This window comes from Promicromonospora sp. NFX87 (genome assembly GCF_048564965.1).
Classification (GTDB): domain Bacteria; phylum Actinomycetota; class Actinomycetes; order Actinomycetales; family Cellulomonadaceae; genus Promicromonospora.
On the sequence record NZ_CP183413.1, the window covers coordinates 4,777,905 to 4,793,472 of the forward strand.

11 protein-coding genes are annotated in these 15,568 nt (G+C 71.2%); 1 reads left to right on the top strand and 10 read right to left on the bottom strand.

The features are described 5' to 3' along the window. Nucleotides 1-23 precede the first annotated feature (23 nt). The 9 genes from ACNYC2_RS21460 to ACNYC2_RS21500 form a co-directional block, all read right to left on the bottom strand. The gene (locus ACNYC2_RS21460; protein WP_419703734.1) at nucleotides 24-1,661 is read right to left on the bottom strand and encodes an alpha/beta hydrolase; all 1,638 of its coding nucleotides are present in this window, start codon (nucleotides 1,659-1,661) and stop codon (nucleotides 24-26) included. 89 nt (nucleotides 1,662-1,750) lie between these two features. Further along, the gene (locus tag ACNYC2_RS21465; RefSeq protein WP_419703735.1) at nucleotides 1,751-3,631 is read right to left on the bottom strand and encodes a propionyl-CoA synthetase; all 1,881 of its coding nucleotides are present in this window, start codon (nucleotides 3,629-3,631) and stop codon (nucleotides 1,751-1,753) included. Between the two features lie 93 nt (nucleotides 3,632-3,724). Beyond that, complete coding sequence (locus ACNYC2_RS21470; protein WP_419703736.1) at nucleotides 3,725-4,465, bottom strand: phosphotransferase; 741 nt, start codon at nucleotides 4,463-4,465, stop codon at nucleotides 3,725-3,727. 99 nt (nucleotides 4,466-4,564) lie between these two features. Further along, a complete protein-coding gene (locus ACNYC2_RS21475; protein WP_419707876.1) occupies nucleotides 4,565-6,124 on the bottom strand; it encodes an HNH endonuclease in 1,560 nt (519 codons plus the stop codon). 269 nt (nucleotides 6,125-6,393) lie between these two features. After that, a complete protein-coding gene (locus ACNYC2_RS21480; RefSeq protein WP_419703737.1) occupies nucleotides 6,394-8,079 on the bottom strand; it encodes a hypothetical protein in 1,686 nt (561 codons plus the stop codon). After that, nucleotides 8,076-11,153 carry an alpha-mannosidase gene (locus ACNYC2_RS21485; RefSeq protein WP_419703738.1) on the bottom strand — a complete coding sequence of 1,026 codons (3,078 nt, stop codon included), beginning with the start codon at nucleotides 11,151-11,153 and terminating at the stop codon, nucleotides 8,076-8,078. The genes ACNYC2_RS21480 and ACNYC2_RS21485 overlap by 4 nt, the downstream gene beginning before the upstream one ends. A gap of 3 nt (nucleotides 11,154-11,156) precedes the next feature. Continuing rightward, on the bottom strand, nucleotides 11,157-12,041 hold the full coding sequence (locus tag ACNYC2_RS21490; protein WP_419703739.1) for a carbohydrate ABC transporter permease: 885 nt from the start codon (nucleotides 12,039-12,041) through the stop codon (nucleotides 11,157-11,159). Then, nucleotides 12,035-12,985, bottom strand: a complete 951-nt coding sequence (locus ACNYC2_RS21495) for a carbohydrate ABC transporter permease (protein ID WP_419703740.1) — start codon at nucleotides 12,983-12,985, stop codon at nucleotides 12,035-12,037. The genes ACNYC2_RS21490 and ACNYC2_RS21495 overlap by 7 nt, the downstream gene beginning before the upstream one ends. A 25-nt stretch (nucleotides 12,986-13,010) precedes the next feature. Continuing rightward, nucleotides 13,011-14,279: an extracellular solute-binding protein gene (locus ACNYC2_RS21500; RefSeq protein WP_419703741.1), complete on the bottom strand. Its 1,269-nt coding sequence runs from the start codon at nucleotides 14,277-14,279 to the stop codon at nucleotides 13,011-13,013. Between the two features lie 215 nt (nucleotides 14,280-14,494). Here ACNYC2_RS21500 and ACNYC2_RS21505 point away from each other — a divergent pair, with 215 nt between their 5' ends. Continuing rightward, nucleotides 14,495-15,154, top strand: coding sequence for a hypothetical protein (locus ACNYC2_RS21505; protein ID WP_419703742.1), 660 nt, complete (start codon nucleotides 14,495-14,497; stop codon nucleotides 15,152-15,154). Between the two features lie 22 nt (nucleotides 15,155-15,176). On the opposite strand, the gene ACNYC2_RS21510 is transcribed toward ACNYC2_RS21505, so the two are convergent. After that, nucleotides 15,177-15,518: an ArsR/SmtB family transcription factor gene (locus tag ACNYC2_RS21510; protein WP_357505893.1), complete on the bottom strand. Its 342-nt coding sequence runs from the start codon at nucleotides 15,516-15,518 to the stop codon at nucleotides 15,177-15,179. Between the last annotated feature and the right edge of the window lie 50 nt (nucleotides 15,519-15,568).

A 15,568-nucleotide genomic window follows, 5' to 3' on the forward strand; every position in this document is an offset into this window, starting at 1 on the left:
GCGCTCCCGCGTGCCACGGCCCGTCAGCCCGCCGGGCAGGCGACGTCGCGCCTGGGCATCTTCCCCTCGACCAGGTAGGTCGTCCCGATGTTCAGGGCGCACGCGTTGTCGCCGAGCGCGTAGACGCCGTGACCGCTGCCGTCGACGGTCACCAGGCGGGACCGGTCGCCGAACTTCTCGTGCAGCCGCTGGCCGCCGGCCAGCGGGGTGACCGGGTCACGGCGGTTCTGCAGGATCAGCACGTTGTGCGGGCCCTGGTCGGAGATCCGCACCGGCGGCTCGACCGGCTCGGACCAGTAGGCGCAGGGCAGGATGTTGGCCGACGCCGCGCCGAACATCGGGAACCTCTCGCGGTCCTCGGCCACGGCCCGGCGGTAGGACCGGACGTCCTCGGGCCACTCGCTGTCGTTGCAGGTCGAGGCGATGAACACGGACAGCGCGTTGGAGAGGGGCGACGCCTCGGCATCGGCGCCGACGGCGGCGCCGTCCGGCAGGACACCGTCGAGGAGGTTGCCGTCGAGCAGGGTCCGCGCGGCAGCGGCGTCGCCGTCCCGCAGCGACTGCCAGGCCTGCGCCGTCCGGGCGTAGCTCAGCGGGCTGTAGAGCCCGCCGAAGACGACCTGGCGAAACAGCGCGCCGTCAACGCCCAGCACCGGGCTGCGGTCGAGCTGCTCGGCGGTCTCGAAGTAGCCGGCCCGCACCTGCGCCGGCGTCCGGCCCAGCCCGTAGGCGGTGTGCCGCTTGGCCGCCCATTTCGCGAAGTCGGGGAACGTCTGCTCCATCCCCAGGGCGAACGTGCGCAGACGCTCCTGGTTCAGGTGCGTGTCGCCCACGTTGCTGTCGAGCACCACCCGGTCGGCCGTCCCAGGGAACATGGACGCGTACGCGGCGCCCAGCGCGGAGCCGTAGGAGTAGCCGAGGTAGCTGGCCTTCTCCTCGCCGAGCGCCGCCCGGATGCTGTCGAGGTCGCGGGCCATGTTCGCCGTCGACACGTGGCGCAGCAGACCGTTGCCGTCGTTCGCCGCGCACTGCTCGGCCGCGGCCTTGACGACCTTCGCGTGCTCGACCACCGCGGCGTCGTCGACCGCGTACGGCGGGATGTTGCTGAAGTAGTCGCCGCCGGCGGTGAACCCGCAGTCGATGCGGGTCGAGTGGCCCACCCCGCGGGTGTCCATGCCGATCAGGTCGTAGGCCTCCAGGACGCTGTCGGGCACGCCGCGCGACATCAGGAACGAGGGCTGGGTGAGCCCGGAACCGCCCGGGCCGCCCGGGTTGAGCAGGAGCACGCCGCGACGCTCGGCCGGGTTGTCGCTGGCCAGGCGGGAGATCTGGAGCTCTATCTGCTCGCCGTCGGGGTCGGCGTAGTCCAGCGGCACGGGCACCTTGGCACAGGTCAGGACGTAGGGCGCCGCCTCGTCCGCGACGTCGGCAGGGCACTCGCCCCACTCGACCTGCGCGGCGGGCTCGCTGTCCGGTTCGGCGCCGTGGGGCCGGACGGCGGCCGCGGCGGGCATCGCGAGCGCACCGGCCAGTGCCACGGCCAGCAGGGCGACACCCCCGCCGCGCGCTGGTCGGACGCGCTGCTGCGTGTCGTCGGACGTGCCCTGGTGCGGCGCGCCGGTCGGGTCCGGAGGTGGGGAGCTGACGTGGGTTCGTCTCATGTACCCACCCTCGGGCGGCACGCGTGCGCCGGTAAGTGTCGCCGATCACGACCTTGCCCGGAGGAATGCCCGGCGAGGCATGACAGATGTCATCCCCGCCGCAGCACCGGCTCCAGGGCTGTCAGCACCGCCGGGTCCTCGATGGTCGACGGCACGGCCGGGTGCTCGCCGTCGGCCAGCTGGCGCATGGTGCGCCGCAGGATCTTGCCCGAGCGGGTCTTCGGCAGCCCGGCGACGATCTCGACGTCCTTGAACGCGGCCACCGGGCCGATCTGGTCGCGCACCGCGGCGACGAGCTCCGCCGCGACGCCCTCGGGGTCGGCGCCCGTCTTGAGCACCACGAAGCCGCGCGGCACCTGGCCCTTGAGGGCGTCGGCGGCGCCGATCACCGCGCACTCCGCCACGGCGGGATGGGCCGCGAGCACCCCCTCGATCGCCCCGGTGGACAGCCGGTGCCCTGCCACGTTGATGACGTCGTCGGTGCGGCCCATGACGTAGACGTACCCGTCGTCGTCGATGTAGCCGCCGTCGCCGGAGAGGTAGTAGCCGTCGTAGGCGGCGAGGTACGAGGCCACGTAGCGGGCGTCGTCGCGCCACAGCGTCTGCAGGGTGCCCGGTGGGAGCGGCAGCCTGATCGCGAGGCTGCCCTCCTGCCCGGGCCCCGCGACCGTTCCGTCCGGCAGCAGCACCCGCACGTCGAAGCCGGGCACCGGGACCGACGGCGACCCGGGCCGGGTCGGCATCGGGTCGAGCCCCCGCAGGTTGGCGACCACCGCCCAGCCGGTCTCCGTCTGCCACCAGTGGTCGATCACGGGTACGCCGAGGATGCTCCCCGCCCACTCGTACGTGCCGGGGTCGAGCCGCTCCCCCGCGAGGAAGAGGTGCCGCAGGGAGGAGGTGTCGTGGCTCGCCACGAGGACTCCCTCGGGGTCCTCCTTCTTGATCGCCCGGATCGCCGTCGGGGCGGTGAACAGGGCCTCGACGCCGTGCTCGGCGACGACCCGCCAGAACGCCCCGGCGTCCGGCGTGCCGACCGGCTTGCCCTCGTACAGCACGGACGTCGCGCCCGCGATGAGCGGCCCGTAGACGATGTAGGAGTGGCCGACCACCCAGCCGACGTCGGACGCCGTCCACCAGACCTGGCCGGGCCCGATGTCGTAGATGTTGCGCATGGACCAGGCCAGCGCGACGGCGTGGCCGCCGTTGTCGCGCAGGATGCCCTTGGGCTTCCCCGTGGTGCCCGACGTGTACAGGATGTAGAGCGGGTCCGTCGCCGCGACCTCCGCGCACGGCGCGGGGTTGGTCCGGCCGGCGTGCATGGCGGTGGCCCAGTCCAGGTCCCGCCCCTCGACGAGCGTCGCGGTGGCCTGCGGCCGCTGCAGCACCACGCACGACGACGGCTCGTGGTCGGCCAGCTCCAGGGCCCGGTCCAGCAGGGGCTTGTACTCCACGATCCGGGTGGGTTCGATGCCGCACGACGCCGACACCACGACCTTCGGCTGCGCGTCGTCGATCCGCAGGGCCAGCTCGTTCGCGGCGAACCCACCGAACACCACGGAGTGGACGGCGCCGAGCCGGGCGCAGGCCAGCATGGCGACGACGGCCTCTGGAACCATGGGCATGTAGATCACCACGCGGTCGCCCTGCTCGACGCCGAGGTCGCGCAGGGCGCCGGCGAACGCCGCGACGTCCTGTAGCAGGGTGGCGTAGGTGATCGTCCGGGAGGTGCCCGTGACCGGGCTGTCGTAGATCAGCGCGGCCTGGTCCCCGCGCCCCGCGATGACATGCCGGTCGAGCGCGTTGTAGCAGGTGTTCAGCCTGCCGTCGGGGAACCAGCGGTAGAACGGCGGGCTGTCGGCATCGAGCACGCGGGTGGGCCTGCGGAACCACGAGATCAGGGCCGCCTGCTCGCCCCAGAACCCCTCGGGATCCGCGAGGCTGCGTCGGTGGACGTCCGCGTAGTCGGCCATGTGGTGCCCTTCTGTTCCGGCTGACGGACCCCGGTGTCCCGCGCCGCTGCCAGTGTGCCCCGGACCTGGGGCGCCGTCGAGCGGCAGCCGCTCTCAGAGAAGGCGCACGAGCTCCTCGGCGTGCTCGGCGGTCCAGGCCTCCTGGCGCCGCACGTCGTCCGGCACGCCGAGCTCGGCGAGCCGGATCATCGCGGGCTCACCGGCCCGCGCACCGTTCTCGATGCCATCGGCGCACCGACGCTGCCACCAGAGCGCCGTCGGCACGAGCTCCGACCGGTCGAGCGGCCCGTAGGCGTCGCACACCGCCGCGAGCGCCCGCGCCGCGCCGCCGACGTCGGTCCCCGGCCCCAGCGGGACGAACTGCCAGACCAGGTGCGCCACGTCCTCGATCCGCCGGCCCGGCCCGGCGATGTCCCAGTCGATCAGCGCGACCGGCTCGAGCCCGCACTTCCCCCGCCGGAACACTGTGTTGCGAGGATCGATGTCGTGGTGGCACACCACCTCCGAGTCGCCGGCGAGCGACGTGCCGGCCGTCAGGTCGTGCAGCTCGCGCACCAGGCGTGCGAGCGCGGCCAAGCAGGACGGGTCCGACCCCGCCCGTCGCACGGCGTCGTCCGCCCCGCTGAGGCCGTCCAGGTAGCTGAGCACCTCCGTCGCGGGCGGCTCGACCCGCAGGAGCCGGGGCGCACCGTCCCAGCCGTGCTCCTCGAGGAACCGCAGCAGCTCGTGCACGTACTCGTGCCGCTCCGTCATCGACCGGTGCACCTCGCCGCCCCGCCGGGTCACGGTCGAGACGAACCCTCCGGACAGGACCTGTTCGTCGTTGTGCTGCACCGCCTCAGTCTCTCGCGAACGGGTGCCGGCGCCAGGTAGCTGACGGATGCCGGGCGTGCCGATGGCCGCCGCGAGGGTGGGCTCGCGGCGGTCGCCGGTTCAGCGGGTATGCGCCCCGGGTGGGTGTGCCCAGGCGAGGTCGGGTCGCGACCTCGTCCGGCGCCCGGGACCGACCTGCTCACGTCGCCCGGGCGGGCGGTACGCGATCGCGCCACGGGGACGCGGGACGCTGCACCCGATGCCGTACCGGCTACGTGGAACACGACCGGGCGCGGGCCCGGACATACCGACCGCAGGGGTCCACGGCGGTGAAGGTTGCCTGACACCGTCCCGGGCTTCTCCGCTGACCGGAGCCGGCCCACTGACAGGGCCGAGCGGTACGGGTACCTGCGTCGAGGCCGTGACCGGGCGCGGCGGCACCGGCGCGACGAAGACGGACGTGTGCCCCGTCGGCGACGTCGTCTCGACCGCGTGCCGGCCGTCGACCTCGGTGACCTGCTGCGACCAGCCCGGCGCCTGCTTCGCGTGATTGCACCGGGCACACAGGCCCTGCCCGTTGTCGAGGCTGGTCGCCCCACCCTCCGCATGCGGTGTGATGTGGTCCAGGTGCCGCACCGGGGCGTCACACCACTGCGAAGCACAGATCCCCTGCTCCCGCGCCCGCAACAACACGGCAAGTCCCTGCGGGTGGAACCGTGACGTCGACGTCGTGGCCAACAACCGACCATTCGCGTCCACGTAGATCGCCCGAAGCCACGCCGCATCGGCATCGACGCCGTGTGCCGCCAGGTTTCGCGCCACCGGACCCGGAACCGTACCCACACCCGCCGGGGCACCCTCCACGACGACGGCGGGCTCGTCCCCACCAGCCAGCAGCGTCTGGTCGGAGACCAACAGGTTGATCGTGACCGGGACATCATCCGCCTTGCCCGGCTCCCTACCCGTGACCCGCTCGATCAGGGTGTCCGCCATGATCTGCCCGGCACCCCGCTCGTCACCGGTCGCCTTGACCGCGGCCGCGTGCGCCTTCAGCTGCGCGTACGCCTGCACACCCTGCTGCATCGGCACCAGCGCCGTCAGGTACACCATCAGATCCGGAGCCGGACGCACCGAGACGGACCGCTCGGAGACGGCCTTCGCGTTCCGCTTCACACACGCGTGCACGTCCAGCTTGCCGGCCAGGTCCTTGATCCAGGCGACCAGCCGCTGGGTACCCAGCCGAGCCAGGGCTGCCAGGTTCGTGGGCCCGCAGATCTCCTCATCGATCCGGGCCCGGTCCTCCACCGACAGATGCGACGTCTCACGGACCATGAGAGCCGCCCGCCACGACGAGAGCACACCCGTGCGCAGCGCATCGAACGTGAACGGCATCTGGGTCACCCACACCCGTGCCGTGCCCAGGAACGACCCGCCCGCATGCGGGCTCGCCTGCATCGCTGCCCCGATCTGATTCGGCACACCGCGACCCCGCCGCTCCGCCCGGATGCCCTGCCGAGCCTCGTCAGCCTTCGTGGCCTCCTCCAGCGCCACGGCCAGCCGGGCCTGGGTCGCGGTCACGGTGTTCTTCACCGCCTCCAGCTCACCGAGCAGATCTACCCACTCGGCCTGCGTCTGCTTCGACACGGACGACGCGGTGTCAGTACCTCCTGGCAGGATCATCGTCGCCACCAGCTCACGCAGCGCCCGCACCCCGGCCGCGTCAGCGGTCACACCATCGAACGGCCTGGACGGGTCAGGCCCGTCGGCCGTTCGGGGTGGCGTCTCACTGCTTCGCGTCATGACACCAACGTATCCGACACGCGTTCGACCCGCTCGCCAGGATCAAGCCCTCTGCTGACAGCAGAATGACGCCCGAGGCGGCAAGGGCCTTCGTTCGTTGCGCCTGAGGTGGACGGCCGTCGTCGGTCAGACCTGTATCGGCGACGCCCTCAGACAGCCCGAACGAAGACGCGCGCGATCCCCGGGGAGCTCCCGACGATGTACGCCCGGCTGCCTCCCGCGGCATCGGTCGCCCCGAGGTAGGTGTAGTCCTCCCCCGGCTGGTAGCGGGCCGGGCCCGCCGCGCCGGTGCCGGGGCCGAACTCGACGACGCTGCCCCCCACGCGGTAACGCGCGGTACCCGAGTCGAGCCGCACCGCGCCGTCGGAGACCTCCGCCACGCCCTCGAACGTACCGCCGGCACGGAAGGCGAGCTCGAGTGCCCACGGGAGCCCCGGCCCGTCGGTGGTGATCTCGAGCTCGACCCCGTCCGCGGTCGGCCGCGCCGCGATCCGTGTACGCAGCACCACGGTCTCGGTCGGCCGGGCCGCGAAGGACATCGCCGCGGAGAACCGGCTCTCGTCGGCCAGGTCGTAGGCACCGTCGGCGCGCCGGTCATCTTCCGCGAGCGGCTGGTAGTAGCGCCCCTCCAGCCGCTCGACGAGCACCACAGCGGAGCCGTCGTGCTCGACCTCTGCAGCGCGGAACGGGCCCAGCCCGAAGAAGTCGCGGGACAGCCGCACAGAGTCGAGGACCACGTCGCCCGCGAACATGCGCAGGAAGGTCGGGTTGTTCGCCAGTCCCGAGCGGATACGCCGCTGGCTGGAATAGTCCGAGCCGCCGTACACCACCAGCGTCCGCGACGGGTTCGCGTCGACGACGAGCCGCGACGCCGCCCACTCCGCGCGTCGCGTCGTGGCAGGCGGTTCGGCGTCGGGAAGAGGTTCCGCGAGGCTCGGGTCGAGCAGCAGCTCGGTGAGCACCGTCTGGGGTTCGATGATGCCCTGCGCGGCGGCGTACTCCGCCGCCCACGCGAGATCGCCGCGTCCGCGCTCGATCGCGAACCGCCGGTACGCCACCAGGTACGGCGCGAGCGGGAACAGCTCCCCGCGCTGGTCCTGGCGCCGCGACTGCACCGTCTCGACGGTGCCGTCCGGAAGGATCAGCCCGAGCGTGGCCTCCAGGTTGCGCACCACCACGTCGTGCAGGTCCGGGCGGTCGAAGACGTCTCCGATCAGGGCGAGCGACGGGTTCGACACGAACACCGCGTAGACCGCGCTGCGCTCCGAGAACAGCCCGTCGCTCTGCAGGTCGATGCCCTCGGCGAGCCAGCTCTCGGCCCGGGCGCGCACCTCGGGGTCGGCACGACGTCGGTGCAGCCTCGCGAGCACCGCCGCGAGCTCCCACCGGTGGTTGGGCGTGTGCACCCCGCCGGCGACCATGGCGGGCGCTGCCGCGTCGGCGATCGCGCCGAGCAGCTCGTCGAGCGGCGCCAGCGCCGGCGCGGCGGCGCGGCGGATCAGCTCGAGCGTGTCGCACACGTCGTTGATCGCGAAGGCGGTGTCCGGCGGCGACTCGATGTTGTCCCCGCCGACGAACAGGCCGGACGCCCCCTGCATGCCCGCGAGCGCCTCCGCGTACGTCACGGCGCGCGAGACGAGCGCGGTGTCCCCGGTGTGGCGCCCGCCGTCGGCGAGGTATGCGGCGACGAGCAGCTTGATATCCCGCATCGTGGCTCGGTACAGCCCGATGTGCCCCGTGTCGACGTCGTCCGGCGCCGTGGCGAGCACCGCGTCGACCGCCGCGTCCGCTGCCTCGATCACCGCACGGCGAAACGCCTCGTCCACGTCGGTCATGCGTGTTCCCCTGTCAGTCTCAGCGTCAGCACCTCGAACGGGCGCAGCACGATGCCCGTGCCGTCGCCCCCGTCGTCCACCACGGCCGCCGTCCCGTCGGCGAGCGGCGTCTCGACGAGGTCGCACTCGCGCACCCCGGCGACCGCGAAGTCGGCGTGCAGCGTCGCGCGGGTGCGCGCACCGCGGCTCTCGTAGACCCGCACGACCAGGTCGCCGGAGCGGTCGTCGGCGAGCTTGACCGCCGAGACGACGGCGGAGGTCGGCGCACCGTCGACGCCGGCGACCCTGACGACGGGGACCGGCACAGCGGCACCCGTGATCCGGCGCAGCGGGGCGCCGAGCCGGACGCCCGCGCGCAGCGCCTCGTCGGTCGTCGGGGCCGGCGCGAGCACCGTGGTGAAGGAGTGCTGACCCTGGTCCGCCTCCGGGTCGGGGAACGTCGGCGCGCGCAGGAGCGACTGCCGCACGGTGGTGACGACCCGGCCGTCGACGCTGTCGCGCGTGACGTCATGCCCGTAGACGCCGTCGTTGGCCACGGCGACGCCGAAGCCGGGCTCGCCCACGTGCACCCACCGGTGCGCGCACACCTCGTAGCGTGCGGCGTCCCACGACGTGTTGGCGTGCAGCGGACGGCGCACGTACCCGAACTGCGTCTCGTACGCGGCGTCCTGCGCGTGGACGTCGAGCGGGAACGCGAGCTTGAGCATGCGGCGGCGCTCGTGCCAGTCGACGTCGGTGCGGATGTGCACAGCGGAGTCGACGACGGTCACCGTCTGCGTCAGGCGGCTGCTGCCGAACGTCCGCTCGATGCGCACGCTGCCGTCGTCGCGCAGGGTCACCGTGCCGTCGGCGAGGTCGACGGCGTTCGCGCGGTAGGAGCGGTCGAGATCCCACGCGTCCCACTTCGCCGGGGCGTCCACGTGCAGCTGCGGCAGGTTCGCCGCCATACCCGGCGGCACGAGATCGCGCCCGGACGCGAGGTCCACCACGTGTGCGAGCAGCCCGTTCGCGGTGATCACTACCCGCAGACCGGGCGAGGCCAGCTCGACGCCGCCGTCCGGCAGCGCGGTCGCGGCCACCGCCACCGCCGCAGCCGCTGCGACGTCAGCGGTCCCGCCGAGCGCGGGGACGCCCGAGGCCGCGAACGGCGCCGCGTTGACCGCGATGACGCGCGTCCCCTCGCCGGCGAGCGCACGAAGCGCCGTGTCGACGAGGCCTTCCAGGCGCTCCGTGACGCGCTCGTGCGAGGCCTCGGCCTCACGGTGCACCCACGCGATGGCAGCGCCGGGCAGGATGTCGTGGAACTGCAGCAGCAGCACCTCCTGCCACAGCTCGTCGAGCTCGTCGTACGGATACGACGCGCCCGTGCGCAGCGTGGCGCTCGCCGACCAGAGCTCGGCCTCCACGAGCAGCTGCTCGTTGCGCCTGTTGCCGCGCTTGGTCCGCGCCTGCGAGGTGTAGATACCCCGGTGGAACTCGAGGTACATCTCGCCCGACCAGACGGGCGGGCTCGCGTACTCCCGCTCGATGGTGCCGAACAGGGCGTCGGCGGTGCCGAACCACACCCGCGGAGAGCCCTCGAGATCGGCCTGGAGGCGCGCGTCCCACATCATCTCGCGCGTCGGTCCCCCGCCGCCGTCGCCGTACCCGAACGGCATGAGCGAGTGGGAGGCACCGGCGTGGTCGGCGAAGTTGCGCACGCTGCGGGCGAGCTCGGTGGGTCGCATGTCGCCGCTGTAGGTGTTGTTCGGCGGGAAGTGCGTGAGGATGCGCGTGCCGTCGATACCTTCCCAGAGGAACGTGTGGTGCGGCATCGGGTTGCTGTCGTTCCAGCACATCTTCTGCGTGAAGAACCAGCGCAGCCCCGCCTTGCGCAGGAGCTGCGGCAGCGCGCCCGGGTAGCCGAACGAGTCCGGCAGCCAGCCGACGTCGCTGCGCGCGCCGAACTCGCGCTCGAAGAAGCGCGTGCCCTGCAGCAGCTGGCGCGCCAGCGACTCCCCCGAGGGCATGTTGACGTCGGACTCGACCCACATGTTGCCGACCGGGACGATGCGACCCTCCGCGACGCGCTGCCTCACCCGCGAGTAGAGCTCGGGCTCCTGGCGCTTGAGCCAGGCGAAGTGCTGTGCCGACGAGCTCGTGAAGACCGCGTCGGGGTCACGGTCCATCAGGTCGACGACGTTCGCGAAGGTCCGGGTGACCTTCCGGACGGTCTCCCTGCTGGGCCACAGCCAGGCCGAGTCGATGTGCGCGTGGCCCGTCGCGACGATGCGGTGCGCCGACGCCGCCGCCGGCGAGGCGAGCAGGGGGGCGAGCACCGCCCGCGCGGCGGACGCCGCAGCCGCGGGGTCGCCCGGGTCGAGCGCGTCGAGCGCGTGGTCGAGGCCCGCCAGCAGCGCGGCCCGGCGCGGCTCGTGCTCGCTCAGCTCCAGCGTGAGGCCGCGCAGCACGGTGACCTCGCGGACCAGACGCTCGACCTCGGTGTCGACCCGCCGGATCTCGAGCCGCCCCAGCCGGTACAGCGGCGCGTCGGGCGCGCTCCTGGGGTCGCCGAGCGGCGTCGGCGCGTAGGCGCGTGCGCCCTTGAAGTCGTCGCCGCCCGACAGGTCCGGGTTGGCCGCACCCTCGACGAGGAGTGCGAACGACTCGCCGGGACCCGCCTCGAGCGGCACGTGATGGTTGCGGGGTTCGAGGCCCTTCACCACGCGCCCGGCCGGGGTGCGCACCAGCCCTTCGCACTGGAACCCCGGCTTGGCGCCGTCGAAACCGAGGTCGAGGGAGAGCTCGACGCGGTACCTGTCGTCGGCAGCCCAACCCGCCGGCACCCGTCCGGACACCTGGAACCAGGTGGTGCCCCAGGGCCGCCCCCACCCGTACCCGGGGGCGGCCGGCGCGAACGTCGCCGGATCAGGGACGTCGGCGAACGCGACGGGTTCGCCCGCGCCGCCCGGCTCGCCCGGCACCGTCCATGCCGCGACGTCGAGCGGCACGGAACCGGCGGTGACGGCGTCGGCCAGGTACTCGCCGAGCCACCGGTCGACCCTTCCCAGGATCGAGGACACCTGTACGTGCACCGCTCAGTCCTTGAGTCCGGCGTTGATGTTCGACGAGGTGATGTACTTCTGGAACACGAGGTAGAGCAGCACCAGCGGGATCATCGACAGCACCGAGGCCGACAGCAGCACGCTCCAGTTGATGTTCTCGGCGCCGACGAGCGCACGCAGGGCGATCTGCAGGGTGAACTGGTCGGGATCGCCGAGGATGATGAGCGGCAGGATGTAGTCGTTCCAGCGCCAGTGGAACGACACGATCGCGAGAGTGAGCATGATGGGCCGCGCCAGCGGCAGCATGATGCCCCAGAAGATGCGGTACTCGCTCGCGCCGTCGATGCGCGCGGCGTCCAGGAGCTCGTCAGGGATCGTCAGGAAGAACTGGCGGAACATGAACACGCCGGTCGGGGTGAGCACCGACGGCATGATGACGCCCAGCAGCGAGTTGTACATGCCGAGGTCGCGCACGACGATGAACAGCGGGTTGAGGATCACCTCGCCCGGCAGCATGGTCATCGACAGGATGCACAGGCCGAGCACGTAGAGCCACGGGTTCTTGTACTTGGCGAGCGCGTAACCGGTCGACGCGCACAGGAACACCGTGATGGCCGTCGACACGGTCGCCACGACGAGCGTGTTGCTGAAGTAGCGCAGGAAGTCGACGCGCTGGAAGGCGTCCTCGTACCCCGCGAGCGTCCATTCGCGCGGGAAGAACGACAGCGGGTAGGTGAACAGCTCCCCGCCCGGCTTGAACGACGACAGCAGGAACCACAGCAGGGGGAACGCCATGAGCACGGCGATGACCCACAGCATCGTGGTCGGGACGATGCTGCGGCGGATCTCGCCGAGCCGGCGTCCGCCCGGCCTCGCGTACATCTTCGGAGCCACCGTGGGCGTGTCCGTCGTCACCATGCGTTGTTCCTCTTGCTGATCCGGAGCTGAATGATCGCGATGACCATGAGGATGACCAGCAGCACCATCGACGCGGCGGCCGCATATCCGACGAGCGAGCGTTCGAACCCGGTCTCGTAGATGTACTGCACGACCAGACGGTTCTGGGTGCCGGGCCCACCGCCGTTGAGTGCCTGGATCATCGCGAACTCCTTCATCGAGCCGAGCGACGACAGCAGGATGACGAGTACCGACGTCGGGGCGATGGACGGCAGCGTGATGTACCAGAACCGCTCCCAGCCGTTCGCGCCGTCGAGCTCAGCGGCCTCGTAGTAGGACTGCGGCACGTTGCTGATCGCCGCGATGAACAGCAGCATGTTGAAGGCCGCGCCGCCCCACGCCGACGCGAGCACCGCGACGAACAGCGACAGGTCGGCGTTGCTCGCCCAGGGCACCGCCTCGCCACCCAGCAGCTGGATGACGTAGTTGACGAACCCGAAGCTCTCGCCGAACATCCACCGCCAGATGACACCGGCGATGATCGGCGACACCAGCCACGGCATGAAGAAGATGATGCGGGCCGGCGTCTTGCCCCGTGCTCCCTTCGAGGTGAGGGCCACTGCCATGGCGAGCGCCAGGACGTAGCCGACGGGCACCGAGAAGACGGCGTACACGAACGTCCGCCCGAGCGACTGGTAGAACTCGCTGTCCTGGAACAGCTCGAGGTAGTTGGCGAGCCCGACGAACTCGAGGTCTCCCCACCCGCGGAAGTCCGTCAGCGAGTACGACAGGCCGAGCACGCCTGGCCACAGGAAGAACAGTCCGAACAGCACGGCTGTGCCGACCGTGAAGACGAAGGGGGCGAGGAGGTAGCGGCTGCGCCGGCGACGCCGGACGCGCCGCCCGTCCTCCTCCTCCGCCACGGGGGCGGAGGAGGAGGACGGACCCGAGGTGGTGAGAGTCATGAGGAGCCTTTTTCGTGCGTCGCGATCAGTCGGCCATCTGCTCGGTCGAGGCCTTGTTGATGTTCTCCACGGTCTGCTCGAGCGTCTGCTCGTCGTTGATGAGCTTGACGGTCTCGTCGAGAAGGGGCTCGGAGTCGATCGCCTTGCCCTCGTAGCCGTTCAGCACGCCGTCGGTCGTCTGGACCGCCGAGATCGCCGGGGACTCGGCGATCTCACCGTTGTAGAGGTCGAAGGCGTAGGCGTCGTCCTTGTAGCTGACGTCGAGGCCGTCCAGCACGGGCAGGCAGCCCGAGATCTCGCAGTACTCGCGGTAGTTCTCCTCCGAGTACAGCCACTTGACGAAGTCGAGGGTCTCCTCCTCGACGCCGGTGCCGTCGAACGCCACGATCCACGACGCGGCACCGTAGTTGGTCGCGCGCACCGGCTGCTGCGGCAGCGGCACGGACACCCACTCGAAGTCGGTGATGGTCTCCTGGAAGTCGGCGATCTGCCAGACGCCCGACATGTAGCCCGCGACGCGACCCGACTTGAACGTCGCGCTCGGGTCGTCGGCGGCCCCCCACACGGCCTGCGGCATGACGCCGTCCTCGTGCAGCTTCTTGAAGTAGCCGAGCGCCTCGGCGCCCTCCGCGTCGAGCGCCCAGGTGCCGTCGGGCTGCTCGGTGACACCGTCACTGCCGAACTCGAACAGGAAGGAGCGCAGGCGGTGCGCGGAGGGGTCCATGACGGCGCCGTACTCCGCGTCGGTCGCCTCGACGACCTGGCTCGACTTCTCGACGTACTCGTCCCACGTCCACTGCTCTTCGAGCGTCGTCGGGTACTCGACGCCGGCCTCGTCCCACAGCGACTTGTTGAGGAACATGCCCACGGCGGTGAGCGTGGTCGGCAGCGCCTTGACCTTGCCGTCAGCGGGGTCGGCGACCGAGAGCGTGTCGATGACGCCGACCTCGTCGAAGACGTCGGTCAGGTCGAGCAGGCGCTCGGTCCAGGCCGGGTCGGTCGACGGCGACGCCGCCAGGGCCGGCAGGTCGTTCGCCTGCGCTGAGGTACGCAGCCGCGTGCGCAGGTCGTCGTTGGGCACCTCGACGACCTCGACGCGCACGCCGGTCTCGTCGAAGTACTTCTCCGCCAGCTTGGCGTAGCCACCACCCTGGTTGACGTCGCCCGACTGCATGAGCTGGAGCACGACCTCGTCATCGGAGCCACCGCCACCGCTCGAGCACGATGCGAGCACGAGCGCGCCGATCGTGATCGACGCCGTCGCGAGCGAGCGGGTCAGGTACTGACGCTTCATTGTGTCTCCTCGTCGGCGCTCAACCCTGAGCGCCTGTGCTGTGTAGCCGGGTGGATGCTGTGTTGCCGGTGGATCGCTGAAGGCCGTTTGATCTTATGTCTTGACATATTCTTGTGTGGACACGCTAGCCCCGGACCCGCGCATTGGGCAAGCGTTTACCGAGAATCTCGTGCGTGAGCGTGCAAGTGCAGTGGTCACGCAAACATATGCCGAGTATGAAGCCGCTACGAGCACGACGCCGACTCCTCAGCGCCGGCCTGGCCGGTGTGCTGCTGCTGAGCGCATGCGCCGCCCAGGGCGGTCCCGCCGGCTCGGCCCCGGACGGTAACCAGCCGGATGACGCGCCGACGGCGGCAGCGCCGCCCGCCCCTGCGGCGTCGGGCCAGGTCACGGCCGTCGCGACCGTCCTCCAGGAAGGTGACGCCCCTCCCGAGCTGTGTCTGGGCGCGATCGCCGAGTCGTACCCGCCCCAGTGCGGCGGTCCGGCGATCACCGGCTGGGACTGGGACGCCGTCGAGGCCGAGTCCGCGCACGGCACCACCTGGGGCATGTACGAGGTGAAGGGCTCCTGGGACGGCGAGACCTTCGGGCTCACCGAGGCCGCCGCGGTGCCGGCGGAGCGCCCCGCCCCGCCCGAGGACCCCCGGCTCGATCCCGGCAACGCGGGTGCGATCGGATCGGAGATGTCCGAGCCTGAGGCCCAGGAGCTCCAGAACGAGGTGTACGACCACCTCGGCGGTCTCCTCGGCTGGATCGAGAACGGCTACGTCTGGGTGACCGTCCCCTACGACGACGGCAGCATCCAGCGCTACGCGGACGACCGGTACGGCACCGACATCGTGGCCGTGCAGTCGGCGCTACGCGATATCGGGTAGGCGATATCGCGTAGCGCCTGGGCTACAGCGAGCTCCCGAGGATCCGCACGAGCTCCTCGATCCGCTCCTCGTTGCGCCGGTAGTGGGTCCACTTGCCCACGCGCGTGGAGGTGACCAGGTTCGCGCGCTCCAGGGAGTTCATGTAGGCCGAGACCGTCGACTGCGCCGCGTTCACCTTCTCGGTGATGTGCGTGACGCACACCCCCACCACGTCGGGGTCGGCGATCGCACGCTCCACGGGAAAGTGCTCGCGCGGCTGCTTGAGCCACTGGAGGATCTGCAGACGCACAGGGTTCGACAGCGCCTTGAAGGCTTCCAGAGCCTCGTCGGCGATCTGTTCGTACTCCTCGACCTGCGCTGTCATATCCCCAGTTTATCGCTCACACCGCTCTCGACCAAGCAGCAGAACGCGTA

Coding starts and splice junctions, on each gene's coding strand:
- ACNYC2_RS21460 (WP_419703734.1), bottom strand. CDS start 1,661: ATGAGACGAACCCACGTCAGCTCCCCACCTCCGGACCCGACCGGCGCG.
- ACNYC2_RS21465 (WP_419703735.1), bottom strand. CDS start 3,631: ATGGCCGACTACGCGGACGTCCACCGACGCAGCCTCGCGGATCCCGAG.
- ACNYC2_RS21475 (WP_419707876.1), bottom strand. CDS start 6,124: ATGATCCTGCCAGGAGGTACTGACACCGCGTCGTCCGTGTCGAAGCAG.
- ACNYC2_RS21480 (WP_419703737.1), bottom strand. CDS start 8,079: ATGACCGACGTGGACGAGGCGTTTCGCCGTGCGGTGATCGAGGCAGCG.
- ACNYC2_RS21490 (WP_419703739.1), bottom strand. CDS start 12,041: ATGGTGACGACGGACACGCCCACGGTGGCTCCGAAGATGTACGCGAGG.
- ACNYC2_RS21495 (WP_419703740.1), bottom strand. CDS start 12,985: ATGACTCTCACCACCTCGGGTCCGTCCTCCTCCTCCGCCCCCGTGGCG.
- ACNYC2_RS21500 (WP_419703741.1), bottom strand. CDS start 14,279: ATGAAGCGTCAGTACCTGACCCGCTCGCTCGCGACGGCGTCGATCACG.
- ACNYC2_RS21505 (WP_419703742.1), top strand. CDS start 14,495: ATGAAGCCGCTACGAGCACGACGCCGACTCCTCAGCGCCGGCCTGGCC.
- ACNYC2_RS21510 (WP_357505893.1), bottom strand. CDS start 15,518: ATGACAGCGCAGGTCGAGGAGTACGAACAGATCGCCGACGAGGCTCTG.